Annotated in this window: 12 protein-coding genes, 2 pseudogenes and 1 CRISPR repeat array; of the genes and pseudogenes, 5 read left to right on the top strand and 9 right to left on the bottom strand. The window is 68.4% G+C overall.

All coding sequences use genetic code 11. The annotated features are described in order from the left end of the window. Positions 1-623: 623 nt before the first annotated feature. The 3 genes and pseudogenes from ACFJIT_RS15140 to ACFJIT_RS15130 form a co-directional block, all read right to left on the bottom strand. Positions 624-1,981, bottom strand: a pseudogene (locus tag ACFJIT_RS15140) (Gfo/Idh/MocA family protein). Between the two features lie 206 nt (positions 1,982-2,187). Then, positions 2,188-5,183: pseudogene (locus tag ACFJIT_RS15135) on the bottom strand (TonB-dependent receptor domain-containing protein). Positions 5,184-5,303: 120 nt separating this feature from the next. Next, entirely contained in the window at positions 5,304-8,573 is a 3,270-nt protein-coding gene (locus ACFJIT_RS15130) for a TIM-barrel domain-containing protein (RefSeq protein ID WP_379655784.1), read from the bottom strand. Between the two features lie 405 nt (positions 8,574-8,978). Between ACFJIT_RS15130 and ACFJIT_RS15125 the strand changes: the two genes are divergently transcribed. The 3 genes from ACFJIT_RS15125 (at position 8,979) to ACFJIT_RS15115 (ending at position 11,961) form a co-directional block, all read left to right on the top strand. After that, complete coding sequence (locus tag ACFJIT_RS15125) at positions 8,979-10,145, top strand: SIS domain-containing protein (protein WP_379654108.1); 1,167 nt, start codon at positions 8,979-8,981, stop codon at positions 10,143-10,145. Beyond that, positions 10,138-11,073, top strand: a complete 936-nt coding sequence (locus ACFJIT_RS15120; protein WP_379654107.1) for an ROK family protein — start codon at positions 10,138-10,140, stop codon at positions 11,071-11,073. Before ACFJIT_RS15125 ends, ACFJIT_RS15120 begins: the two co-directional genes overlap by 8 nt. Before the next feature lie 111 nt (positions 11,074-11,184). Next, positions 11,185-11,961, top strand: coding sequence for a DeoR family transcriptional regulator (locus ACFJIT_RS15115; RefSeq protein WP_379654106.1), 777 nt, complete (start codon positions 11,185-11,187; stop codon positions 11,959-11,961). Between the two features lie 151 nt (positions 11,962-12,112). Further along, positions 12,113-15,262: a CRISPR direct-repeat array (repeat unit 28 nt; unit sequence TTTCTGAGCTGCCTACACGGCAGCGAAC). Positions 15,263-15,391: 129 nt separating this feature from the next. On the opposite strand, the gene cas6f is transcribed toward ACFJIT_RS15115, so the two are convergent. The 4 genes from cas6f to csy1 are packed head-to-tail and all read right to left on the bottom strand — an operon-like array spanning position 15,392 to position 19,374. After that, positions 15,392-15,958 (bottom strand): type I-F CRISPR-associated endoribonuclease Cas6/Csy4, encoded by a 567-nt coding sequence (gene cas6f, locus ACFJIT_RS15110; RefSeq protein WP_379654105.1) that lies wholly within the window; start codon positions 15,956-15,958, stop codon positions 15,392-15,394. Positions 15,959-15,962: 4 nt separating this feature from the next. Then, a complete protein-coding gene (gene csy3, locus ACFJIT_RS15105; protein ID WP_379654104.1) occupies positions 15,963-16,991 on the bottom strand; it encodes a type I-F CRISPR-associated protein Csy3 in 1,029 nt (342 codons plus the stop codon). A 26-nt stretch (positions 16,992-17,017) separates the two neighbouring features. Further along, complete coding sequence (csy2, locus tag ACFJIT_RS15100) at positions 17,018-18,007, bottom strand: type I-F CRISPR-associated protein Csy2 (RefSeq protein ID WP_379654103.1); 990 nt, start codon at positions 18,005-18,007, stop codon at positions 17,018-17,020. Continuing rightward, a complete protein-coding gene (gene csy1 / locus ACFJIT_RS15095) occupies positions 18,004-19,374 on the bottom strand; it encodes a type I-F CRISPR-associated protein Csy1 (protein WP_379654102.1) in 1,371 nt (456 codons plus the stop codon). Before csy1 ends, csy2 begins: the two co-directional genes overlap by 4 nt. 306 nt (positions 19,375-19,680) lie before the next feature. Here csy1 and ACFJIT_RS15090 point away from each other — a divergent pair, with 306 nt between their 5' ends. Continuing rightward, a complete protein-coding gene (locus ACFJIT_RS15090; protein ID WP_379654101.1) occupies positions 19,681-19,944 on the top strand; it encodes a plasmid stabilization protein in 264 nt (87 codons plus the stop codon). Further along, positions 19,941-20,357 (top strand): type II toxin-antitoxin system VapC family toxin, encoded by a 417-nt coding sequence (locus ACFJIT_RS15085; protein ID WP_379654100.1) that lies wholly within the window; start codon positions 19,941-19,943, stop codon positions 20,355-20,357. The genes ACFJIT_RS15090 and ACFJIT_RS15085 overlap by 4 nt, the downstream gene beginning before the upstream one ends. 6 nt (positions 20,358-20,363) lie before the next feature. On the opposite strand, the gene cas3f is transcribed toward ACFJIT_RS15085, so the two are convergent. Continuing rightward, the gene (gene cas3f / locus ACFJIT_RS15080) at positions 20,364-23,879 is read right to left on the bottom strand and encodes a type I-F CRISPR-associated helicase Cas3f (protein WP_379654099.1); all 3,516 of its coding nucleotides are present in this window, start codon (positions 23,877-23,879) and stop codon (positions 20,364-20,366) included. After that, positions 23,783-24,760 (bottom strand): type I-F CRISPR-associated endonuclease Cas1f, encoded by a 978-nt coding sequence (gene cas1f, locus ACFJIT_RS15075; RefSeq protein WP_379654098.1) that lies wholly within the window; start codon positions 24,758-24,760, stop codon positions 23,783-23,785. The genes cas3f and cas1f overlap by 97 nt, the downstream gene beginning before the upstream one ends. Between the last annotated feature and the right edge of the window lie 150 nt (positions 24,761-24,910).

The following is a 24,910-nucleotide window of genomic DNA, read 5'->3' as shown; positions in this document are numbered from 1 at the left end:
ATCCGGCACCCGTGAGGACAGGTGCACACGCTAGTTTTATCGCAGTGCAGCATTCAAGTTCGATATTCGCTTGATGGTGCGAATATCGGATCATTGGGCTACTACCTTGGTCCAAGGGCCGGACCTCGAGCGCAAGGAATTTTCCCCGATTGAGGGCTTGTGGCGCGCCCGCTGCCTCGCTCGTTGCGTTGGAGGGCCCGTGTTGTTGGGTCCGCCATTGGCCGAAAAACGCCACAAGGGCGCTCCCACGTGTAGAGCGGAGCTCGCTCCGCTGGGGCTTTCCCCATGACCCGGCCGAAACGCAGCGGAGCAAGCTCCGCTCTACAAGGAGGGCGTGACGTGGTCGGAAGAGACAGCTGACCCCACAGGGCAAGAGGCTGTCCGATCAAGAGTCAACTGCGCTCGCTCCGCTGGGGCTTTCCCCATGACCCGGCCGAAACGCAGCGGAGCAAGCTCCGCTCTACAAAGAGGGCGTGCCGGATAGAGGCTGGAGGGCGAAGTCCGCTCACGCGCCTCAATCCAATGCCCCTCGACTGATTCGTCTCTCCCGCATCGGGACGAACAGCAAAAAAAACGCCGCCAGGCAGAGCCGGGCGGCGTCGGGAGGTGAAGCGTCGTGCGGGCTAGTAGCGCGCGTCGAAGGCGAAGATCGGCTTGCGCTGCTGCCACTGGCCGCGGGTGAAGTCCGGGAAGTCCAGCGTCTGGAAGCCCTGCGCGATGGACTGCTCGGACAGCGGGGTGATCGCGCTCCAGGTCACCGCATCGAAGATGTCGATCGGCATCGGCGCCTGGGCCTTGAGCGCCTCGACGAAGGCGTGCATGACGAACCAGTCCATGCCGCCGTGGCCCGCGCCGGCGGCATCCCCGGCGTACTGCTTCCACAGCGGATGCTCGTACCGGTCCTGGTAGGCCTTGAAGTCCTCCCACTCGTGCGGCGGGCTGCGGCCTTCGATATGGACGCCGTGATTGAGGTCCATCCACAGCCCCTTGGTGCCCTGCACGCGGAAACCCAGCGAGTACGGGCGCGGCAGCGAGGTGTCGTGCTGCAGCAGGATGGTCTCGCCGTTGGCGCAGGCCAGGGTGGTGGTGACCACATCGCCCAGCTTGAAGGTGACCTTGGTGCTGGGATGCGTGGTGCCGCCGCTCTTCTCCACCGTGTAGTCGTGCAGGCCGCGCGCCTTGGTGGCGAAGGCGTTGATGCGGGTGAAGCGGTTGCCGCGGTTGATGCCGGTGTACATCGCGCACGGGCCGATGCCGTGGCTGGGGTAGAGATCGCCATTGCGCTCGACCGAATGCTCGGTGCGCCAGCGCGCCTCCGACCAGCCCTTGGGGCCAAACTCCACGCCGCTGTCGTAGGGGTGGGCGGGATTGCCGTCGTTGAACTTCACCCCGCGCAGGTCGTGCTGGTAGCCGCCCTGCAGGTGGATCAGCTCGCCGAACAGGCCGGCGCGCACCATCTGCAGGGCCGCCATCACATCGCGCCGGTAGCACACGTTCTCCAGCAGCATGTACGGCGTGCCGGTGCGCAGCTGGGTCTCCAGCACGTCCCAGTGGTCCTGCAGGGTGATGCCGGCGACCACCTCGCAGCCCACCGCCACCTTGGCCTGCATCGCGCCGATGGCCATCGGCGCGTGCCATTCCCACGGCGTGGCGATGATGACCCCGTCCAGCCCGCGCGTTCTCGAGCAGGCGCTTCCACGCGTTCACATCGCCGTCGGCGCCGTACAGCTTCGGCGCCGGCTTGCCGGCCTTGGCGACCATCGCCTCGGGCCTGTCCGAGCATGATCGGCTCGATGTCGCACAGCGCCACCACGTCCACATCGTCGCGGCGCAGCAGCTCGGTCAGATGCACCTGGCCGCGCATGCCCGTGCCGATCACGCCCATGCGCAGCCGCCGGCCGCGCGCCCAGGCGGGGGTGGCCGACAACAGGCTGGTGGCCGCCAGCAGGCCGCCTGCGGCGATGAAGTCTCTGCGGTTCATGGATGCGGTGTCCTCTTCATTGGAATGCGATGAGCCGGCACGGCGCGCCGGCGCGTTGAAACGGTGCCACGTGTTGCTCGGCTTCCGCCCCTGCCTTTCGCCGTAGGCGAAGGGGGAGGAGGGGGAGCGGTTGCTCTACCACTACGCGCGCGGAGACAACCCCTCCCCGCCTCCCCCCGCTTCGCAAGGGGAGGGGCCCACGCCGGTCAGAACTTGTACCCCGCCTGCAGGCTGACCACCCGCCCATAGATGCTGGCGTAGTCGCTGGAGTCGCCCAGGAAGCTGTTGGGATCGTAGAAGGGCTTGCGGTCGAACAGGTTCTTCAGCGTCAGCCCCACGTTCCAGTGTGCGTCCGGCGCCAGGCCACGCTGAGGTTGGCCGTCCACCACGACGGCGCGCCGTCGCACTTGCTCTTCTCCAGCGGCAGGTAGCCGGCGGTGCAGGTATCGGCATTGTTGTCCTGAGCGTCGATCCGGTCCCAGCCCCACTTGGTGCCGCCGGTGTAGTTGAAGAACAGGCTGGTGGTGAAGGCCCGGTAGGTCCAGTCGGCGTTGAGCGTGGCGCGCAGGCGTGGGTTGTTGTAGTAGCCCACGGTGTTGCCGTAGTACCAGCGGTACTCCTCGTCGATGTAGCTCTCGCTGCGGCGCGCGATGGTGGCGGCCAGGCCCAGGTTCAACTTGCCCCAGGCCCCGAGCGAGAACTGGCTGCGCGCATCGATGTCGAAGCCGTCGATCAGCGTCTTGCCCTGGTTCTTGTACTGGCCCACCACGGCGGACACGTTGCCCACGCTGTAGCCGGGCAACGTGCCGGGGCAGGCCACGCCGGCGCTGGGGTCGGCGCACATGGCCGCCAGCTGCGCCAGGTTGGCGCGGTCGGCGTCGGTGATCGGCGAGCGGGTCATCGACAGGATGTCGGTCTGCTTGCTGTAGTCCGGCGCCACGATCTCGTTGCGGCGATAGACGAACCAGTAGTCGGCCGACACCGACAGCCAGCGCACGGGCTCGAACACGAAGCCCAGCGTGGCGATCTTGGCCTTCTCCGGCTGCAGGTTCTTGTTGGGCTGGGTCATGCGCGCCACGGTGCGGCTGCAGTCGCTGTTGAGCAGCGCATTGCCCAGGTCCACATCGCCGGCGCGCCGCGACTGCAGCAGCAGGTTGGCGATCGCGTTGGTCTCGGCGCAGCGGGTCTCGTCGCGGTAGCCGCCGAGCTGGGCGAACACGCCGCCGGTGCCGGCCTCGGCCAGGCTGGGCGCGCGGAAGCCCTCGGAGTAGGTGCCGCGCAGCATCAGCTGCGGCAGCGCCTGGTACTTCAGGCCGATCTTCGGCGCCAGGTTGGTGTCGAAGTTGGGGTACTTGTCCGCGCGTAACGCCGCGTCCAATTCCAGCTTCTCGGTCAGCGGGGCCACGGTCTCGGCGAACAGCGCATAGGTGTTGCGCGCCCCGTCGAACCACGAGCCGCCCTGCTGGGTGATCAGGCCATTGGCCGCGTCCGGGTTGCCCGGGGTGTAGAAGGTCTCGCGGGTGGCGTTGAAGCCGAACGCCGCGCGCATCTCGCCGGCCGGCAGCTGCGCGATCGGTCCTTCGATCTTGCCGTCCAGGGTATGCAGGCGCGTCCAGGACTGGATGTCGAAGGTCGGGAACGCCTCGCGGATCAGCGCCGCGTTGGCCTCACTGATCTCGCCGAACTTGTACGCCGGATGGTCGGAGATGATCACACGCCCGGTGCCCGGCTCTACGGTGAACGGGCCGAAGGCCTTCTCGAAGCCCTTCAGGTTGACGTTGACGGTCTGGTAGGTGACCGAGTGGCTGCCGGCGGTGGCGAAGGCCGTCTCCCAGTTCCATTGCCCCAGCTGGCCGCGCAGGCCGGTGACCACGCGATAGCTCTTGTCGGTGTTGCGCTGGCCGAAGTAGTCATCGCCGGCGTCCTGCAGCAGGTACTGCAGGCCGACCACGCCGCCCATCATCGCCTTCAGCGCCGGGCTGGCGCGGTTGTATTCGTTGTTCGGCCCCAGATACGGATACAGGAACTGGTTGACCGTGGTGCCGGTATTGCGCGAGAACCAGCTGGTCGGATTGCCGGTGGTGGTGTTGAACGCGCGCGGTGTGCCGCCGTTGGCGCGCAGGTCGATGTCGGTGTAGGTGCCCTCGGCGAAGGCCTCGGTGGTGTCGCCGACCAGGAAGTGGCTGTTGAGGTAGACCGTGGTGCGCTCGGACTGCGCGCCGCCATCGATCTCGTTGTTCATCCAGGTCTGCCAGATGCAGCGCGGGCCGGCGGCCTCGGCGGTGAGCACGTTGTTGCAGCCCGGCGCGGCCTCCTGCACCTTCTTGCCGGTGACCGGGTCGAAGGCGAAGTAGCTGCCCGGATTGAACTCGCCGGGCTTGCTGCCGGTGCCCAGGCGCAGGTTCTTCAGGTAGTTGGGATTGTTGACGTAGTACTGCGCCGGGCGCTTGTCGTAGACATCGCTCAGCGGGATCGCATCGCGCTTGTAGTAGTTGACCGAGCCGTAGACGTTGTAGCGGTCGCGGTCCAGGTCGCCGAAGCCGCCGGTGATGCTGGCCTGGTGCTCGCCGTAGGAGTCGATGCGCGAGGAGCTGTCGGTGGTCAGGTTGATCTCGGCGCCCTGGTAGTCGCGCTTGGTGATCACGTTGATCACGCCGGCGATCGCGTCGGTGCCGTACACGGCCGAGGCACCGTCGGTGAGCACTTCCATGCGTTCGATCGCCGCGGCCGGAATGGCGTCGATGTTGACGAACTGGGTCTGGAAGCCGGCCGGCGCGCCGTAGTAGGACAGGCGGCGGCCGTTGAGCAGCACCAGCGTGCCCTGCGCGCCCAGGCCGCGCAGGTTGGCCTGCGAGGCGCCGTCGGAGCCTGAGAACAGCGAGCGGAAGTCCTGCTGCGCCGGCCGCGCCGCCGGCAGGTTGTCGAGCACCTGCAGCAGCGTGCGCGCGCCCATGTTCTCGATTTCCTGCTTGCTGATGACCTGCACCGGCGAGGCGGTTTCCACATCGGTGCGCTTGATGTTGGAACCGGTGACCTGGATGCGGGCCAGGTCGGTGGCCTGGCTGTCCTTTTGGGTCTGCTCGCCGTCCTGGGCGGTGGTGTCCTGCGCGGCGGCGGGCAGGGCGAGGGCCAGCAGCACGCTGGCCACGGCCAGCGACAGCGGGGAACGGGAGCGGGGGCGGAACGGGCGTGCGGGCAACATCGAGGGTCTCTCCTGGCAGATAACGGCGCGGGGGTGGCGGTGCGCCGGACAAAGCGATCCCAGGGCCGCGGCCTTGCGGTCGCGGCTGGAAGGGCGGGGCAGAGCGGTGTTACGCGGGGGTCATGGGCGCAGGACGCTGGCGGTGTCGCCCTCCTGGCCGATCAGTACGGCATTGGCCCAGTCGGCGCAGACCTGGGACGGGGAGGCGCCGGTCGCGCCGGTGGTGCGCAGGCTCAGGGTCGACAGGCCGCGGATGTCCAGCTCGGGCTTGACCACGCCCGGCGCCTGGACCAGCCCGCTGTCGTAGAGCAGGCGGCCGTCGCCGAACACCTGGAACTGCAGCCCACCGGCCTGGCGACAGGCATCGTCGATGCCCAGGTCGGCGCGCAGCAGGCGCCACTGGCCCTTGAGCGCCAGGTCGATGCGGCTGTCGGGGCCCACGCCCAGCCCGCGGCGGAACAGCAGGCCGTTCATGCGCAGCTCGCCGCCGCGCAGCGCGCGGTCGGGCATGACCCGGCCGGCCAGCGCCGCCGGCAGCGGCAGCTCGGACAGGAAGCGCTGCTGGGCGGGGCGCTCGCGTTCGACGTGTTCGAGGATGTGGAAGGTGGACAGGGTGATCGGCCCGACATCGCGCGGCTGCAGCGCATCGATGGCGCGCGCGCCGCCGCCACCCTGGGCGGCCAGCACCATCGGATCGGTGGCCGAGGCGCCGTCGCCCTCCGGGTTCTGCACGCTGAGCACGCGGAAGCGCAGCAGGCGCCCGGCGTGGGCGGGGAAGTCGATGCGCTGGGTGCCCTGCGCCAGTTTGAGCGTGCCGCGCGCGACCGGCGCGCCCCATTCGCCGTTGCTGTCGGCCAGGTAGACCTCGTAGTCGCGCACCTGGCCATGTTTCCAGTTGGCGTCGTTGCGCGGGGCCAGTTCGATGCCGTCGATCAGCTTGCGCTCGCCGAAGCCGACCACCCACTCGTGCGCGCCGGTGCGCACGGCCTGGTTGCGCACGGTGCGGAACCAGGTGCCGGGGTCGTCGTCGAAGGCGTTCTCCAGCGGCTGCCCGGGCTCCTCGGCCGGTCGGTTGACGACCAGCAGGCTGTCGGCCGGCAGTGCGCGGCCCAGCTCCGGCGCGGCCGGGTAGGCATCGTCGGCCGGCGCGGGCGCGACGGGGAAGTCCAGCTCCAGCGCCAGCGCCGTGCGGATATCCACCGCCGCGGTGCGCACGTGCAGCGTGCCGCGGCGCTCGGCGGCGTCGAAGGACCAGCCTTCGGTCGCGCGTTCCAGCGCGGCGGCATCGGCCACGTGCGGCAGTGCGCGACCATCGAGCCGCACGGCGCGCGGCGCCTGCCGGCTGGACACGCGCAAGGCGTAGCGGCGCTGCGCCAGCTGGCCCTGGTACTGGCCCTGCACCGCGCCGAGCTCCACCCGCACCGGGTCGGCGCCCTGCTCCGGAGCGTGCACGACGACGTCCTGCGTGCTCGATTCGCCCTGCTGGTAGCGGCGCGTGCTGCCGTCGTCCTCGTACAGCGTGTACTGCGAGTCGCCCTGCGGATACAGGTCGAAGGTCACCTCGTCCAGCGGCTTCTGCCCGTCGAACAGCATCTCCGGATACATCGGCACGATCGCCCCGGCGCGCACGAACACCGGCAGCGTGGCCAGATCGACCTGGCGGTCCAGCTGCCGCCCCTGCGCGCCGGCCTGCACGCGGCGGCCGTCCCAGTAGTCGATCCAGGTGCCGGCCGGCAGGTGGATGTCGCGGCGCCAGCCGCGGCTGGCGGCCTGGCTGCGGTAGACCGGCGCGATCAGCAGGTCGCGGCCGAGCAGGAACTGGTGCTTGTAGGTCTCATCGTGCGCATGCGGGTCGCCGGGGAAGTCCCACATCAGCCCGCGCACCGGCGGCGCGCCGGTCTGCGCGGCCTCGTGCACCAGCCCGTACATGTACGGCGTCAGGCGCATCTTCAGCTTGAGCGCGGCGCGGTTGATGCTGCGATAGGGTTCGTCGAACCACCACGGGTGCTTGCGGTCGTTGGCCGACCAGCCGGACATGCCCATCAGCACCGGCGTGAACGCCTTCCACTGCAGGTCGCGGGTGTAGGTCTCGGCGCTGCCGCCGAAGATGCCGTCCACATCGCCGGTGGCGTAGGCCAGCCCCGACAGTCCCGAGCCGATCAGCGTGGGGATATGCCAGGCGATGTAGTCCCAGCTGCCGCTCTGGTCGCCCGTCCAGGCCACCGCGTAGCGCTGGATGCCGGCCCAGCCCATCACCGTCCACAGGAACGGGCGCGAGTCGGAATTGTCCAGGATGCCCTGGTAGGCCGCGCGGTTGGCGTCCATGGCGAACTGGTAGCCCTTGCCGGTCCAGGCCACGTCCAGCTTCTGCACCCGGCTGCCGGCGGTGCCGACCTCCCAGGCGATCTTGTCCACGCCGTTCTCGGTCCACAGCCCGGTCCTGAAGCCGTACCTGGCCAGGCCCTGCACGACCTGCGGCAGCTGGGTGTAGCCGCAGCCGTAGCCGTCGTTGGGCAGGATCCAGCCGCCGGGCATGTCGTGCGCGCGGTACTGGCGCGCCACCGTGTCGATCACGTCGGGCGTGGTGCCGGTGGGGCCGTCGTGCCAGCCGTCGGGCACGGTGCCGGGCTTCCTGGCGTTGTCGCCATCGTTGTAGCAATCGGCATCGCCGTAGGACAGCGCCCAGCGCGCCAGCAGGGTGGGCCGGCCGGTGAGCCGGGTGTAGCGCTCCACCAGCTGCGGCAGGCCGGCACCGACGAAGTAATAGGCGTCGAAGCGGTCCTCGCGATGCAGCAGCGTGGCCTGGTCGGGCTGGCGCAGGTCGTAGTCGCCGTCGCGCCAGGTGTTGCGCAACATGCCCCAGCCGCGGTCGCTGAGCAGCATCGGCGCCGGGCTGGGCCGGTCGCCGTCCTCCCAGCCGCCGGAGTAGGAGATCTCCAGCTCGCGGCCCTTGAACTGGTAGCGCCCGTTCTGCTGGCCGCCGCCGTAGAAGCCTTCGTCCGGCTGCGAGGACAGCACCTGCACGCTGCGGTCCTGGTCCAGGTCGAGCGGCTGCAGCTCCTGCCACAGCGCCACCGCCCGGCCCTGGTCCAGCCGCTCCAGGCGCAGGCGCAGGGGCGCGCGCTGCACGTGCAGCACCAGCGCATCGGTGCGCACGCGCAGCTCCTGGGCGTCTTCCTCCAGGCGCGCCTGCGCGGCGGTGGCCGGCTGCGGCAGCACGATCGGCGTCGCCTTGTCGCCGGCGCCGGTTAGCCTGCCGTCGCGCCCGGCCTGCACGCGCACGATGTCGGCGGCGACCACCTCGATGCGCATCACCCCGCCGTTGTCGGTGCGCAGCAGCCAGGCGTGCTCGCCCTGCGCGCTGACCGACCGCACGTTGCCGATCGACATGGCCCCGGCCGCACCGGAGGCCAGCAGCAGCGCTGACAGGAGGGTGGCACGCAGCGGCGATCGCGGGGCTCGGACTTGCACCTGGAAGGCTCCGTTTGCCGGTTCAACCGACGTGCGAATTGCAGTTCGCCGCCGACTGTACGGCAGTATTTCGAAAGGTGTCAACGAAATGAAAGGCAAAAGCAACTAATCGCGTGCTGAAAAGAAAGATTGGCCGGCGAGATAGTTTCGCTTTGCTGGCGCCTCCCGAGTTGAGCCGTCCAACGCTGGCTCGATTGATGCACTGGAGCAGCGACGACCCGCCTACTGTGAGGTGCATGCAATGGAGAACCTTTTCATTTTCTTTCGTTATTTGACATTTCGAAAGGAAGACGGGATGTTGCGCCGGCCCAACTGGATGCTTGCATGGACCTGATTCCGCTTTCCGATGCCCCCGCCTGGCAGCGCCTGGGAGGCGCGCACACGGCGGCCGAGATCGCCCAGCAGCCGGCGCTGTGGGAGGCGCTGGCCCAGACCCTCGCCCAGAGCTGGCCGCAGCTGCAGGCCTTCCTGGGCGATGCGCTGACCGACCCGCGGCAGCGCGTGCTGTTCACCGGCGCGGGCAGCTCGGGCTTCATCGCCGAGATGGTGGCCGACACGATCAACGCGCAGTGGCCGGCCGAAGTGCGGGCCCTGCACACCACCAACCTGCTGACCCATCCGGCGCTCTACCTGGAGCGCGAGCGGCCGACCCTGCTGGTGTCCTTCGGCCGCAGCGGGTCCAGCCCGGAGAGCGTGGCGGCGGTCGAACTGGTGCGCGCCAGCGTGGACCAGGCGCGCTTCCTCGACATCACCTGCAACGCCCAGGGCGAGCTGGCGCGGCGCGGCGCCGGGCGGGCCGATACCTTCACCCTGCTGATGCCGCCGGCCAGTTGCGATCAGGCCTTCGCCATGACCAGCAGCCTGACCTGCATGCTGCTGGCGGCGCTGGCGGTGTTCGACCGCGGCGATGTGGACACGCGCGGCGCGCGCCTGCACCAGGTGGCCGCGCTGGCGCGCCAGGGCCTGGCGCAGTGGGACGCGCCGGTGGCGGCGTTGGCCGCGCGCTCGTTCGAGCGGGTGATCTATCTGGCCAGCGGGCCGCTGGAGGCGCTGGCGCGCGAGGCGGCGCTGAAGGTGCTCGAACTCTCCGCCGGGCGCGTGCTGGCGCTGGCCAATACGCCGCTGGGCTTCCGCCACGGCCCCAAGTCCACGCTGGATGCGCGCACCCTGGTGATCGTGCTGCGCAGCGTGCAGCCGCTGGCGCGCCGCTACGAGCAGGACCTGCTGGCCGAACTGCGCCGCGACGGCGTGGCCGGCCAGGTGCTGGCGATCGGCCCGCACGCCGACATCGGGGCCGACGACGACTTCACCCTGACCGTGCCGGCGACCACGCCGGCGCTGGACGATGCGTGGCTGGCGCCGGTGTGGCTGGGCCTGGCCCAGCTCTACGCGCTGCGGCGCTCGGCGGCGCTGGGGCTGACCCCGGACAATCCCTTCCCCGACGGCACCGTCAACCGCGTCGTGCAGGGCGTCACCATCCACCATGGCTGACGCATCGCCCGCCTGCTACGGCATCGACATCGGCGGCACCAAGATCGAACTGGTGGCCTGCGATGCGGCCGCGCAGGTGCGCTGGCGCCAGCGCGTGGCCACGCCGCAGGGCGACTACTCCGGCTTCCTCGACGTGGTGGCGGCGCTGGTCGCGCAGGCCGATGCCGCGCTGGGCCAGGCGACCAGCGCCATCGGCATCGCGCTGCCGGGCGTGCGCGAGCGCGGCAGCGGCCGCCAGCTCAGCGCCAACGTGCCGGCGCTGACCGGGCAGACCGTCGCCGCCGACCTGCGCGCGCGGCTGGCGCGGCCGCTGGCCTTCGGCAACGACCTGCAGTGCTTCGCCCTGTCCGAGGCCCACGGCGGCGCCGCGCAGGGCTATCCGAGCATGTTCGGCGCCATCCTCGGCACCGGCGCGGGCGGCGGCTACTGCGTGGACGGGCGGCTGATCACCGGCTTCAACGGCCTGGCCGGCGAATGGGGCCACTGGAGCGTGCCCGGCCACCTGCTGCAGCGCCATGGCCTGCCGCTGCTGCCCTGTGGCTGCGGCCTGCAGGGCTGCGTGGAGCGCTATGTCTCCGGCAGCGGCCTGGCCATGCTCGAGCGCCACCTGGGCGGCGCGGCGCCCGATGCGGCCGCGGTGATCGCACTGGCCGAGGCCGGCGATGCGCGCGCGCGCCAGGCGCTGCACATCCATCGCGACCTGCTCGGCCACAGCCTGGCCGCGCTGGTGCTGGCCCTGGACCCGCACGTGATCGTGCTGGGCGGCGGGCTGTCGCAATACGCGCCGCTGTACGCGCTGCTGCCCGCTGCGGTGGCCGCGCACCTGTTCGCCGGCGCGCAGGTGCCGCCGATCGTGCCGCCGCGCTTCGGCGATGCCGGCGGCGCGCGCGGCGCGGCCCTGCTGGCCTGCCAGCCGGCCTTGTCGTGAGAGCCGGGGAGCCCGCCATGTCTTCGCCGCCGCCGCCGTCGCCTGCCGCCCGTCGCGCCAGCGACGCGACGGGCTAAGCTTCCGAGCCCCTCCGGCACACCCGCGATGGCCATGCGCAACACCCGCTCCCGCCGCCAGCAGATCCTGCAGTCCCTGATCGAGCAGGGCGGCGTGCAGGTGGGCGAGCTGGTCGAACGCTTCGGCGTCTCGGCGGTGACCATCCGCGCCGACCTCAACCACTTCCAGGCCCAGGGCCTGGCCACGCGCACCCATGGCGGCGCCAACCTGGTGCGCACGCCACCGCAGGAACGGCCCATCCACGAGAAGGACGCGCTCAACCTGCCGCTGAAGGATTCCATCGGCCTGCGCGCCGCGCAGCTGGTCAAGCCCGGCGACAACATCATCATCGACTCCGGCTCGACCACGATGACCCTGGCGCGCCACCTGCACGACCATCACGACGTGTCGGTGATGACCAACGGCCTGAACATCGCCTGGGAACTGGCCACCGCGCCGGACGTCGACGTGCTGCTGTCCGGCGGCCAGCTGCGCAAGCAGTCGCTGTCGCTGCAGGGCAGCCAGGCCGAGCTGAGCCTCAACGCCTACAGCTTCGACACCCTGTTCCTCGGCGTGGACGGCCTGGACCTGCAGTTCGGCCTGACCACCCACGACGAATCCGAGGCCCGCCTCAACCAGCGCATGGTCGAACACGCCCGCCGCGTGGTCGTGCTGACCGACGCCTCCAAGTTCGGCAGGGTCAGCCTGCACCGCATCGCCAGACTCGAGCAAGTCCAGACCATCATCACCGACGCCGGCATCGATGCTGCCACGCGCGATGGACTACAGCGGCTGGGGGTGGAGGTGATCATTGCGGAGCCGGCGGGGTGAGGGTGTTGTGGTGCCTCGCACTCACGACCGAATGCTTTTTACTGCGCAGGGCAATGTTGACCAAGCATACGAATCACTGACAGCAGGTTGAGCTTGCGCTGTGCCTCCACGGCCGCGGACCTGTGGACACAGCGAGGCGTTCAAGGGCCATTTCCGGAGCTGCCTAGACGGCAGTGAACAGCCCGCGCACGACGGTGCCGGCCCACACGAGTTTCTGAGCTGCCTACGCGGCAGCGAACTGCCGCGAGTTGCGCAGCAGGGCGCGCAGCGTTTTCTGAGCTGCCTACACGGCAGCGAACAAGCCGGACCTCTCCGAGAGCGACAAGCTCATTTTCTGAGCTGTCTACGCGGCAGCGAACACGGTCTACGAGGAAGTGGTCAGCGCCGCCGATTTTTGAGCTGCCTACGCGGCAGCGAACGGCCTAGAGCTGCGCTGCCTGGCGCACTTCATTTTCTGAGCAGCCTACGCGGCAGCGAACATGTCATTGCTGCCCAGGTCACCGACATCACCGTTTCTGAGCAGCCTACGCGGCAGCGAACTCCCTACACGACCCGCGCCCCGAATACCTCCGTTTCTGAGCTGCCTACACGGCAGCGAACGCCTGCGTCCCGTCTTCCAGGTCGCTGTCGTATTTCTGAGCTGCCTACACGGCAGCGAACCAGCCTCACGCGGCGGGACAGCTCGGACATGCTTTCTGAGCTGCCTACGCGGCAGCGAACGCGGAGTGACCGCGTCCGCCCGTATCCGGTATTTTCTGAGCTGCCTACGCGGCAGCGAACCTTGACCCCTGGGCCGAGTGGAACCAGGAGATTTTCTGAGCTGCCTACGCGGCAGCGAACGGCGATATCGCCCGCGAAATCCTGGACCACAATTTCTGAGCTGCCTACGCGGCAGCGAACGCGCCGGGTATGCGCTGAGGGCGAAGCAGACGTTTCTGAGCTGCCTACGCGGCAGCGAACTTCGACGAAAATACCTTGCGTCTGCCATACCATTTCTGAGCTGCCTAGGCGGCAGCGAACTGCTGACCGCGTCGACCACGTTCACCTTCGCTTTTCTGAGCTGCCTACGCGGCAGCGAACCGGAGGATCTCGTCGCACAGCGTGATACTGCGTTTCTGAGCTGCCTACGCGGCAGCGAACGGTACGAGTCCGGAAAGGGTTTCTTCAAGGTCTTTCTGAGCTGCCTACGCGGCAGCGAACAGGGCGGCGGCCAGGTCGGCCGCTTGGATCATTTTCTGAGCTGCCTACGCGGCAGCGAACGCCGCCAAGGCCGCCGCCCCTGCGCCGGGTGTTTTCTGAGCTGCCTACGCGGCAGCGAACGTGTCCTCGAGCAGGGTCAGGCCATCGAAGCTTTTCTGAGCTGCCTACGCGGCAGCGAACCTCTTGCCGGCGAGTGCACCCTGGCCCTGGAATTTCTGAGCTGCCTACGCGGCAGCGAACTTGATCCAAGCCACAGCGGCCGGACCGGCATCATTTCTGAGCTGCCTACACGGCAGCGAACCAGACTTCCGAGCCGCCGGCCGATCCCGAGCCTTTCTGAGCTGCCTACACGGCAGCGAACGAACCTCTACATCGTGCAGGGCAAGCCGTCGTTTTCTGAGCTGCCTACACGGCAGCGAACGCGGACGAAGTGAGAGGGCGGCACAGCGCAATTTTCTGAGCTGCCTACACGGCAGCGAACCTGCGCAGGCCGGATCGCCTCGACGCGGCACTTTTCTGAGCTGCCTACACGGCAGCGAACCCGCGCACCGCCTCGATGATGCGCGTGACGTTTTTCTGAGCTGCCTACACGGCAGCGAACTACCCGGTAGAGGTCTCACGCCTGCAGATGGCTTTCTGAGCTGCCTACACGGCAGCGAACCAGGAGGCGGACTTCCGGCACCGCTGGCAAGTTTTCTGAGCTGCCTACACGGCAGCGAACGCCTGGAATGGCTACCTGGACCGCAGCGTTGTTTTCTGAGCTGCCTACACGGCAGCGAACGACCAGCATAGGCGCAGGCCCGGGCGATCGAATTTCTGAGCTGCCTACACGGCAGCGAACCTGATCAGCGACGGTGAGCCGGACGACGAAGCTTTCTGAGCTGCCTACACGGCAGCGAACACGATGGAAAAATGGTTGTTCGTGCCTTTTATTTTCTGAGCTGCCTACACGGCAGCGAACTGGGAGGTCACGGTGTTGCGCAACCGGCCACATTTCTGAGCTGCCTACACGGCAGCGAACGAAACGACAATTGATTCAGAGCCGCGCTCATTTTTCTGAGCTGCCTACACGGCAGCGAACCCGGTTCGCCTGCACGTTCCCCTTGCGGATCATTTCTGAGCTGCCTACACGGCAGCGAACAAGATGACTGAGATCGTGCGCGAATTCGGCCTTTTCTGAGCTGCCTACACGGCAGCGAACTACTCCGATTGGGAACAATTGGTTACATGATTTTTCTGAGCTGCCTACACGGCAGCGAACATGGGCAGGACCTTGCCTACCAGAGTCATGAATTTCTGAGCTGCCTACACGGCAGCGAACGGGTCATGCCGCCGCCTCCCCCTTCGGGGTCGTTTCTGAGCTGCCTACACGGCAGCGAACCGTTCGCCACGGCCTTTAGCGCGGCTCCTTCGTTTCTGAGCTGCCTACACGGCAGCGAACTCGAGGCTCCGCTAGCTGGCCTGGACCTTTCTTTTCTGAGCTGCCTACACGGCAGCGAACGCCGGCGACCTTGATCATCTCCGGCACGTTCTTTTCTGAGCTGCCTACACGGCAGCGAACAGAGCAGGTTGCGAGCGCGGCTGTCGGGCCTTTTTCTGAGCTGCCTACACGGCAGCGAACGTCTGCATCCCTCCGCGCTCCAGCTCCGCGATTTTCTGAGCTGCCTACACGGCAGCGAACTCTCGGGCTGGGTGGTGGGTGGCTCTGGCAGGTTTCTGAGCTGCCTACACGGCAGCGAACAGGACGAACTCGGCCGCCTGCTGCGGGACGATTTTCTGAGCTGCCTACACGGCAGCGAACGGCTTGCGCAGCCTCAGTCGCCGAACCCCCGATTTCTGAGCTGCCTACACGGCAGCGAACGTCACCGTTGTAGATGGCGACCGAGACGTACCTTTCTGAGCTGCCTACACGGCAGCGAACTACAAGGGACTGGCGGCCGCATGGTTCGTAATTTTCTGAGCTGCCTACACGGCAGCGAACGTCGACGCAGAACACGCCCAATTCTGCGGTCATTTCTGAGCTGCCTACACGGCAGCGAACAGTATCACGGCGGTGTCGCCAAGCCCCACAGCTTTCTGAGCTGCCTACACGGCAGCGAACTAGACACTTCTCTCCCTAAATCCCTGAATCTCCAAAGGATAGACGCAGAAAAGCCACGACCCCCTTTCTGGTGAGTCGTGGCCAAGCGCTTGATTTTCAAAGAGCCTCCGCCCGGCGCGGAGAAAAGGGTCAGAACCAGGGCACGGTTGTGGTGCTGCTCAGGCCGTGGCTGTTGAAGGGACCTGGCACGGGCTGTTCGCGCAGCGGCCCGCGGGCGAGGAACAGACAGAACGGCTGGGCGGTGCTGCTGCTGCGCAGATGCACGTAGGGCAGGTCGGGTTGCCGCTGGACACTTTCGGGAATCGCATGGGCCGCCTGCTCGGCGGTCTCGCCCTTGCGCTGCATGCGGCGGCGGCGCAGGCGTTCGACGCTGGTCTTGAACTGCCGTCGCTGCAGGGTGCGGTGCTCGGCATGCGGGGGCGCGGGCGCCAGTTCGCCGATACGGACGTGGTCACGCACGCCACCCAGCCAGGCGGTGTCCATCAATCCGCGCAAGGCCTCGGCCGTCCCATGCAGACGCAGGACGGACCCCAGCGCGCGCGGGTTGAGGCTGTAGTGGGGAAAGCTGACGCCGATGTCGTCGCGGCGGTGACGGACCAGGGCCAGGTGCAGGCGGTCGTACAGCGCGCCCAGCAGCTGCGCCGGCCCGGTCTCCGGGTCGGGCAGGACGCGCAGGTCGATGAAGTGGGTCGTCATGGCATCAGCCCGCCTCGCCGAAGACACCGCCGCGCACCAGCGTGGCGATCACGAAGTGCTGCTGCTCGACCGGCGGCGCCTTGTCCTTGAGCACCCAGGCGTCCAGCAAGGTGTAGAAGTCCTGCTTCTCCTTGGGCTGGCGATACGCCTTGCCCTGGGTCGTGACCGACCCATACGGTTCCACGGCGATGGCGCCGTTCTCATCGACGCCTGCATACCAGGTGTCGATGGTGCGCACGGCGTTGCCGATCTTCTGCGAGTGGATGGCGGCCACGTCGCCGACCGCATACAAGGTCTTGCTCTTGCCGCCACGTTCGCGGTCCAGGATCAGTTCCTGCGAGGGAAACACCTCCTGGCCATGGCCCAGGCGGACGAAAGCCGTGACGCGCAGCAGCGCATGGGCCGCCCCGGCAAGACCGGCTTCGATCACCGCGGCCAGCGCGCTCACGGAGGCGGCCTGCGTCGGCGGCGCGGACAGGGTGGGCATGGCGTGGGTCAGCGCGTCGAAGCGCCACTCGGCGACCGGCCGACCTTCCTGCAGGTGGGCCACATGGATTTCGACCTGCTCGGCGCCGATGCGATTGCGCCAGAGGAAACGCCCGTTGGCGAGATTGGCGGCGTAGCGCCGTGCCAATTCGCCCAGGCCGTGTTCGCGCACGTAGCCGGCCACGGTGTCCAGCAGCTTGCGGCGATAGCCGGCGTCGTTGCAGGCGGACGGATCGCCCACGCCGCCGAGGACGCGCAGGGTGAACTGCACCTTCAGCGTATCGGCGTCGGCGGGCAGGGCGGCCACGTCCACGGTTTGCAGGTTGGGATTCTGGATGGCCGCATCCAGCTTGGCCGGATCCTGGCCGCTGGTCTTGAGGCGGTTGGAAATGGTGCCGCGCACCGATTTCTCGCGGATGAGGACCGGCTGCCAGCCGGCATTGTCGTCGCGCTGCTCCCAGGGGCCGGCGAACAGCAGGGCATCGGACGGGTCGAGCTTGCGCTCGAAGGCGAGCACGGAGGCGGTCTTGAGGGCTTGGGTTGCCATGGTGGAATTCCTTGTCGTGATGGGCATCAAGCGGAGAGTGGATCGGCCGAGGAGACGGCAGGGCGGTAGTCGTTGCGGCAGCGATACAGGCCGTCGTCGGGGCGGCTGTCGGCGTACCAGAGCAGGTGGTGCGGCGCCTGCAGGCGGTGGGTGCCGATCCACTCGCCCAGGGAGTACAGGCTTTCGACGAAGCGGAACGGCGTGGCGGCATCGCGGGCATGGGCCACGCTGCCTGCGGCGTGCACGGGGCCGAGCGCGCCGTAGCCCACCGGGATCGGCACGATCCAGCCGCTGCCCTTCCTGCGGTCGCTGACCCAGCGGCCCTTGCCGTGGTCCGCCTGCGGGTCGTGATGCCAATGGAGGCGCGCGAACGACAGCCAGGCATCCAGGCGCGTGGTCTCGGGCATGGCCTCGCGCAGCTGGGCCAGGCGCGTATCGAGCAGGTCATCGCGTGCGACCAGCGCCGAGCCCGGCAGCAGTCGCAGGCAGACCTCGCGGAAGGCCTTGCGCTTGCCCTCCTCGTCGCCGGTGAGGTCGGCCAGCCAGGGGCGCTGGCGCCACGCCACGGGGTGCGCCGGCGGCAACACGCTGCCGCCGGCCACGCGCATGCCGGCCACCAGCTCGGCGATGCGCGAGACATCCGCCGCCTGTGCCTGTGTGTCCCAGTGCTCGGCATGGATCGCCAGGACCAGGCTCAGGTCGAGGTGGATGCGGCCTTCCTCGACGATGGCGACGGTGCTGCCGTCCTTGTCCACCGGGTTGCGGGTCAGGCGGAAGGACTTGATGAAGCCGCCCTCGGTCACCTGCTCCTGCCAGCCATGGCTGACCACGCCGACCGCATTGAACTCCAGCGCCAGTCCGGCCTGGCGTGCCTTGCGCTCCAGCGCCCACATCAGGCCCAGGAAGGCCGTCATGGAGGGAAAGCCGTGGGTCAGCGGGCTGGAGATGGCATTGGCGTTCTGCACGCGCAGATGCGGCAGCACCAGCAGATGGTTGAAGCGGGGCAGGGCGCTCATGGCGTACCCCCGTTCGCGCGGCGCTGCATGGGCACCGGCCAGGCGACATCGAGGACCACCTGTTTGGCCCAATGGCGCATCTGCGGTTCGTTAAGCCCGACCAGGGTGTCGCCTCCGCGCTTGCGCAGCTGGTCGTTGAGCCACAGGCCGAAGCGGGTGGCCAGTTCGTCGGGCCAGTCGCCCCAGTCGTATTTGCGGCGGAAGGTCTCGTCCTCCGTGGTCCACTCCGGATGCTGCGGGTCGCGGCGGATGTCCAGGTCGTACCGTCCCGGGTCGAGCCACAGCCGCTCGCAGTCGGGCAGCTGGCATTCCGCGTCGCGCGACCAGCCTGGTTCGTAGCCGCCGCGGATCGTCGCGCCGAACATGCCCAGTTCGTCGGCGATCGCCTGGGCCAGGGTGTCGCGCCGCTTCTGGGTGTCCGCCACCTGATCAGGATTGGTCTTGAGAAAGTCGGCCAGTGCGTAAACCAGCTCGCGCACCGCGCCGAAACGCAGCAGCTCATCGAAGGCGGACTTCCGCTTGAACAGGTTGGTACCGCGCGGCGCCCATGCGGGCGGTGGCAAGGACGGCAGCAGGTAGTTCACGCCGCCGCGTTCGCTATTGAGCTGGGAGATGTTCTGCGGCTTGGTGCCGCCCAGCTTGCGCGCGACCAGACCGCGATAGTCGCGATAGACGACCTCCGAGGGCGCGCCGGCGCGGAAGGCCTGGCGCGCGGCCGTGTTGGCCTCGCCGAAGCGCGCGTCCTGGATCTCGGCATGCACCGCATGCGCCAGCGTGCTGGAGAACATCGGTTGCAGCACGTGATAGCCGCCGTCGTCCAGCGGATCATCGCCAACCAGCCAGTAGACCTGCTTGGCCATGGGATGCGAGGAAGGCCGCTGGTCGTCGCGCACCAGCGCGCCGAAGGCCTGCGTCCATCCCGCCGCCTGCGCGGCATCGTCGGACAGGGCGGCCAGCAGGTCGGCGTCGCCGGCCTGCATCCAATCGAGCAGGCGCCGGCCCTCGACTTCGACCTTGAGGAACTTGAACACGTCCAGCGCCGCCGCGTTGCCGACCACATCCTCGGCATAGTCCCCGCCCAGCACATGGCTGCCGATCTCGGCGTGCGCTGGCAGGTCGCCCGGCGCGACGTGCAGGCTGCTGCCGCGCGCGTCCGGATGGGTGGCCTTGAGCACGTGGGTGACCGCCTGGATCTGCCCGACCCGGCGCGCGGCATCGGCCAGCCAGGTGGCGTAGTCGTACTTGGACGCGGCCCCGGCCGCGTCCTCCTGTCCCTTCAGCTTGGCCGCGCGGCGGGCCTCGATGAAGGCGGCGATGGCCTGGCGAAAGCGCCCGGCCCGAGAAGTGGGGTGAAGCTCTTCGGTCATATGAGTCCTTTCTGGTCTGAGCGCGGGTCCGTTCCGGCTGGCTGTTCAATTCCAGCCCAAGCCCCAGCTGCGCTGAGGCAGTCCAAAGATTCCACGTTGCAATAGGGTTGTCAATCCACTGTACTCTTACTTTTTAAAACACTGTGCTCTTGCTTGGTATGCTGATTAACGGTTTATCGCTGCCGCGTAGGCAGCTCAGAAAACTGTGCTCCTCCTTTTGCAGCACGCTTGCTGCCGAACAGGCAGTTCTTCCCTCCGGGAGTGCCTACAATGCAATCATTGCAGTCACTACCCGGAGGGCTTCCCATGGCCACCATGACCATCCGCAACCTCGACGACGATTTGAAGGCGCGCCTGCGCCTGCGTGCGGCACGGCACGGGCAGTCGATGGAGGAGGAGGCGCGCAGCATCCTGCGCAACGCGCTCAAGACCGAACCACCGAGTGGACGCTCGCTGGTGGAGGACATCCGAGCGCTGGTCGAACCTTTCGGTGGCGTCGAGCTGGAGCTTCCGCAGCGCACACCGCTGCGTGAGCCGCCGGACTTCAGCGGGGCCGAGTACGACCCATGATCGTGCTGGATACCAACGTCATCTCGGAGCTATTCAAGCCTGCGCCCGAGACCCGGGTGCTGACCTGGATGGCGCAGCAGCCCGGCGACGTGCTGTTCACCACCTCCATCACGCGCTTCGAGCTGCTGTTCGGCGTGCACCGCATGCCCGAAGGCCGGCGCAAGCAGGTGCTGCTCCAGGGTCTGGCGCGCCTCCTCGACGAACGCCTGTCCGGACGGCTCCTTCCCTACGACGACCGTGCCGCCGATGCCCACGTCGGAATCGCCGTGGCGCGGCGCAAACGCGGGGTCTTGGTATCGCAATCGGACGAGATGATCGCCGGCATCGTCCAAGCGCACGGCGCGACCCTGGCGACCCGCAACGTGCGGGATTTCGCGGACTGCGGCATCGCGCTGGTCGATCCCTGGCATTGAGCCGCCTCAGCGCCTGCGGGTGAAGCCCAGCCACCGATGCCAGCGCCAGCCCTGGGCGCTGGGCGGCAGCTGCAGCATGGAGTAGGCCGGTGCGATGGCGGTCAGGGGGCGGTCCAAGGCCTCGGCCTGTTCGGTCAGCAGCTCGGACAGTTCGAAACCGCCCCAGACGGCGATGCCCGGTGCCGGGTCCAAGGCGATCTCGTGCAGCAGTTCGCGCGCGGGCACGTGGGGCGACTGGCCACTGCGCTCCAACGCGTCCTCGACACGATGTGGAATCCATTCGTCCTCTTCCCCGCCTGGCAGGAATACCAGCGTGACCTTGGGCTCGCGGTCGTTGCGGAAGGGCTGCTGTTGCGGCAGCATGCCGGTCAGCGCCGCCTGCGGGTATCGCCAGGCCAGCGGCGCATGATCGGCTTCCGACTCCGGCGAGGGCGGCGGCGCCCGGCGTGAGGAACCGGATGGCGCAGGCGCGAGGTACGGCCGCATGCTGGCGGCGATGCGGGCCTGCTCCAGATCGACCAGGTCGTGGCGAGGCCGCCAGTCGGCCTCGGCGCGCGGGCGGATCCGCGCGATGGCATCCACGCGACGGAAGTCCTGCGCGCGCAGCACGTCGGTGAGCCGGTGCGAGGCCAGCAGAAAGCGTTCGTCCGCGGTGCGCTTCTCGAATCCGGGCAGGCAGAAGGCGGGCCTTCCGCTGCCTGGCGATTCAAGTGCTTTCAGATTGGTGTCGAACACCAGGACGTTCGCGGTACGGGGCGCGATGCGGCGGTGCCGTTGAACGCGGCCGGCCAGTTGGATCAGTGAACGCATCGAGGAGGGTTCGACGACGGCCCAGTCCGCATCCCAGTCGCGGCCCACTTCGCACACTGGCGAGGCGAGCACCACGAACAGATGATCGGACGCCGGATGCGAGTCAAGCGCATCGCGCACCGTGGGCATTCGCCAGACGGCGTCCTGGTCGCGGCGATTGAACGCGGTGTCGAGCATCTGCTCGATCGCCGAGCGCTGCACCAGCGGAAACCGCGCATGGTAGGCGCACAGATGGATCCGCATCCCCTCCGGCGCGCCTTGCGCGTACAGGGCGCTGGCGACATCGATCAGCCGATCGATGTTCGCCATGCGCACGATGCCGAAGCTGACGCGCTTGCCGCTGACCGGATCGATGTTGGCGTGATCGGCGTGCAGACGCTGGCAGGCGCTAAGCAGATGGGTGGCGAAGTCGCTGCGGATGCGTTCGCGTTGCTGCGCGACGATGGGCAGCGGAATCACTTCGGCCAGGCGCAGTGGTTCGGCTTGTTCCAGCCTGCGCACGCGCTTGTCGACGAACGACCGATGGCCCGCCGCGAACGTCGCATCGTCAGGACAGGTCTGCACGTGGACTCCGAACTCGTCTGTCCACAGGCAAGGCACCTCGACCAGCGCCTCATCGCGGCCACCGTCGGCGCCACGATTGCGACGATGGAGACGGCGCCCGGCCTGGTAGGCCACGAACATGCCCTCCACCAGCGCCGGCGGCAGCGTGGCCGAGGACAGCACCACCCGCGTGCCGAGCATGCCGGCCCAGTGCACCAGGCGCGTCAGCGCCGGCAGATCGTCGAGGTCGTAGTCGTCCAGTTCGTCCAGCACCAGGTCGGCGCTCATCAGGCGCAGCATCGGCGCGATCTGGCGCCCGGCGCGCAATGCCTCGGTGGCGGGCGCCAGGTGGTCCACCGTGCAGACCAGCATCGGCGCGGACAACAGCTTGCGGATGTCGGCATCGGTCAGGGCGCGCGACAGCAGCGGGTGGTCGGCCACGTTGCCGTCGTAGAGCACGCGGCTGTCCTCTTCCAGCAGCGATTGCACCGAAGCCGAGCCGCCGGCTTCGGCCTGGCGCTGGTGGAATTCGAACAGCGCGCGGCTGGCCGATCCGCCGACCAGCACCGCCAGTTCGTCCTCGCCCAGGTGCAGGTCATGGCGGTAGCTGCGACCGGTCTGCAGGGTCAGCGTGCGCAGGCCGAGCGCGTAGCTGGCGCGCAGGCCAAGCTGCGGATCCGCCAGGGCGTACAGGATGCGCGCATTGGCCAGGGTCTTGCCGCAACCGGTGGAGGCCATGTTGACCACGAAGGCGCCGTGTTCGGCGGCCTGCTCGCGCAGGCTGGTCGCGGCATCGAAGGCCTTGTCCTGCCAGGAGAAGCGCGGATCGGCACTGCGCCTGCGCAGGCCGCGATGCTGGGCCAGCCGTGGCAAATGACGCTCGAAGCCGGGCAGGGCATGGGCGATCAGGCCGGCGCTGTGGGCGACGCCGAGCAGGTGTTCGAGCAGCGACTGGTTGGCGATGCGCTCGCCGTGACGGTTCCTCGCGGTATTGGCGAAGAGCGTCTGCCCGCCCCGCACGAAGCCCCGACGCGCGGCAACCGGTTGACCCGTCTTGTCCACGCCCAGGCTGGAGTAATGGTGGTCGGCCAGCATCAGGCACAGCCGCGCCAGGTGCATGACGTAGGTATTGCCGAGCCAGTCGCCGTCGCGTCGCCCGCGCAGGGCCACGAGCCGGCGGGCAAGTCGCGCCGCCTGCGTGCGCCATGCCGGGGCGATGACGGGCAGCTCGCCAGCCAGTTCCCAATACGGCTTCGCATCGGCGTCGGGAGCGGGCCGCATCTCGTTCCAGTCGTGCGCAACCTCCGCCAACGGCGTGGTGAGCCAGGCCTGCTTGAACCCCGAGGCACGCCGACCCAGCAGGGCCTGGGTGCCGTCCTCTTTCCACGCAGGGATCACGGGCAGGCGATGATGGGTGACGATCAGCCAGGCCACCGCGGCCGCCAGCGGTGCGCGCGCCTGCAGAGGCCGGAACGGGTGGCGTTCGATGCCGACATCGAGGCCATCCCGCAGATAGCGGCCTTGCGCGATCCATGCGCTCTCGTCGTACTCCCCGGCCGCGAGCCGCGCCAGCCAGCCGGCATCATCATCGTCGCCGACGAAGGCCTGGAACAGCCGCAGCGAGACCCACTCGTGGCGATACAGGTTCTTTTCCTGCAACTGGCCGCGCAGGCGTCGCTGGAAGGCGAGGCTGGCCTTGCCCAGGTCGTGCAGCAGGGCGGCCAGCTGGGCGAGCAGCCGGATGTCCTCGGCGCTGTGCCAGTCGTTCTCGTCCCGCCCTCGCAGCACGTTGCGCGCGGTGGTGTTGGTGGGCACCGCGCCCTCGGCATTGAAGCGGCGCGCATCGCCGACGATCCACAGCAGTTCGCTGTGGTCCAGTCCACGGATCCAGTGGCAGGCCACCGCCGTGTTCTTGCGTGCGGTGTTGCGCAGCAGTCGGCGCAGTGCGTCCAATCCGGCCTGGGTGATCGGCGTCTGCCACGTGCGCTCGCCGCGGCGTTCGGCGAACTGGTCCAGGATGCGCCGGGTCTCGGTCAGTGCGCGTTTGTCGCACTCGGACACCAGCAGGATGTTCATGCCTTGACCTGCGCGGCGGTGTCCAGCGCCACCGCCTTGAGCGTATCGATCATGAAGTCCAGCGACTCGCTGCGTGTCAGCGCTTCGATGCAACCTCTGCGGAAGGTCTGTTCGTCATCGCCGCGCATCGCCGAGATGAAGGCCTGGGGCAGGATGCTGGCGTCCTTGACCAGATCGGCCACGTCGAACACCAGCCCGCCGCGCCGGGTCTTGCCGTGCAGCACCGCCAGCCCATGCGGCAGCCCCAGCACCCAGGCGGCGGTGGCGCCCAGGCCGTAGGCCAGATAGTTGCCGTGGTCGAGGAAGCGGTTGGCCGGGTCGCTACCTGTGCCGCGCTTGGCGCGGGTGAAGTCGCCATAGCCGACCGTCTCCACCGCCAGCTTGAACAGTGCCTTGGTCAGGCGCGCTTCCTCGGTCAACAGCGCGGTGCTGTCCTGGGCAAGCTCGATCTGCCTGGCGGTGCTTGCGAGCAGCGCGTCGAGCCGGCCGGTATCCGGCGCGAAACCGGCCTCGCGCAACGCGCGATGCCGCCATTGCTCGCCAATGCGTCGTGCGCGCGCCTGCTGGAAGGCTTTGGCCGCTACCAGGCGCAGGTCGTCGTCGAACCAGAACCGCACCCAGGCCTGCAGGTACTCGGTCGGCCGGTACTCGCTCTGCGGACAGAACCAGGCCACCTCGACGTCCATCTCGTTGGCGGTGAACAGCGGTGTGCCGCCACCACCGCAGAAACCGACCAGCACGCCAGCCTTGGCCAGTTCGCGCATCGCCGCCTGCGTTACCGAGGTGCCGGTGCCGAGCAGGATCGTGGTGGTGTTGGCGATCGGGATGTTCCAGTACAGCGATCGCTTGCCCGCGTCGGTGACGTATTCGACCCGGCCGCCGTTGACCAGGACGCGGCAATGCTGGAGGTAGTAGAGATTGGCCCGCTTGGAATGCAGGATCGTCTTGAGGTCCGACGGCGACAGGTCTTCCATGGCGACACGCCCCCAACCGGTGCGCACCTGCGCACCGCCCCTGTTGGCCGGGCTGCCCCGAAGTCTACGCGTGCTGGTCGCTCAGGTTGCGACAGAGAATGGCTGCTGGCGCATCCTCGTCGACGCGTGCGATGGCGCTGGCAAAGCCCG

Origin of the sequence: Pseudoxanthomonas sp. UC19_8, from assembly GCF_042700505.1 — a bacterium.
Lineage (GTDB): Bacteria > Pseudomonadota > Gammaproteobacteria > Xanthomonadales > Xanthomonadaceae > Pseudoxanthomonas_A > Pseudoxanthomonas_A winnipegensis.
This window is presented reverse-complemented; position numbering and strand designations above follow the sequence as displayed.

Coding starts and splice junctions, on each gene's coding strand:
- ACFJIT_RS15115 (WP_379654106.1), top strand. CDS start 11,185: ATGCGCAACACCCGCTCCCGCCGCCAGCAGATCCTGCAGTCCCTGATC.
- csy3 (WP_379654104.1), bottom strand. CDS start 16,991: ATGGCAACCCAAGCCCTCAAGACCGCCTCCGTGCTCGCCTTCGAGCGC.
- ACFJIT_RS15120 (WP_379654107.1), top strand. CDS start 10,138: ATGGCTGACGCATCGCCCGCCTGCTACGGCATCGACATCGGCGGCACC.
- csy1 (WP_379654102.1), bottom strand. CDS start 19,374: ATGACCGAAGAGCTTCACCCCACTTCTCGGGCCGGGCGCTTTCGCCAG.
- cas1f (WP_379654098.1), bottom strand. CDS start 24,760: ATGGAAGACCTGTCGCCGTCGGACCTCAAGACGATCCTGCATTCCAAG.
- ACFJIT_RS15090 (WP_379654101.1), top strand. CDS start 19,681: ATGGCCACCATGACCATCCGCAACCTCGACGACGATTTGAAGGCGCGC.
- ACFJIT_RS15125 (WP_379654108.1), top strand. CDS start 8,979: ATGGACCTGATTCCGCTTTCCGATGCCCCCGCCTGGCAGCGCCTGGGA.
- csy2 (WP_379654103.1), bottom strand. CDS start 18,007: ATGAGCGCCCTGCCCCGCTTCAACCATCTGCTGGTGCTGCCGCATCTG.
- ACFJIT_RS15130 (WP_379655784.1), bottom strand. CDS start 8,573: ATGTCGATCGGCAACGTGCGGTCGGTCAGCGCGCAGGGCGAGCACGCC.
- cas6f (WP_379654105.1), bottom strand. CDS start 15,958: ATGACGACCCACTTCATCGACCTGCGCGTCCTGCCCGACCCGGAGACC.
- ACFJIT_RS15085 (WP_379654100.1), top strand. CDS start 19,941: ATGATCGTGCTGGATACCAACGTCATCTCGGAGCTATTCAAGCCTGCG.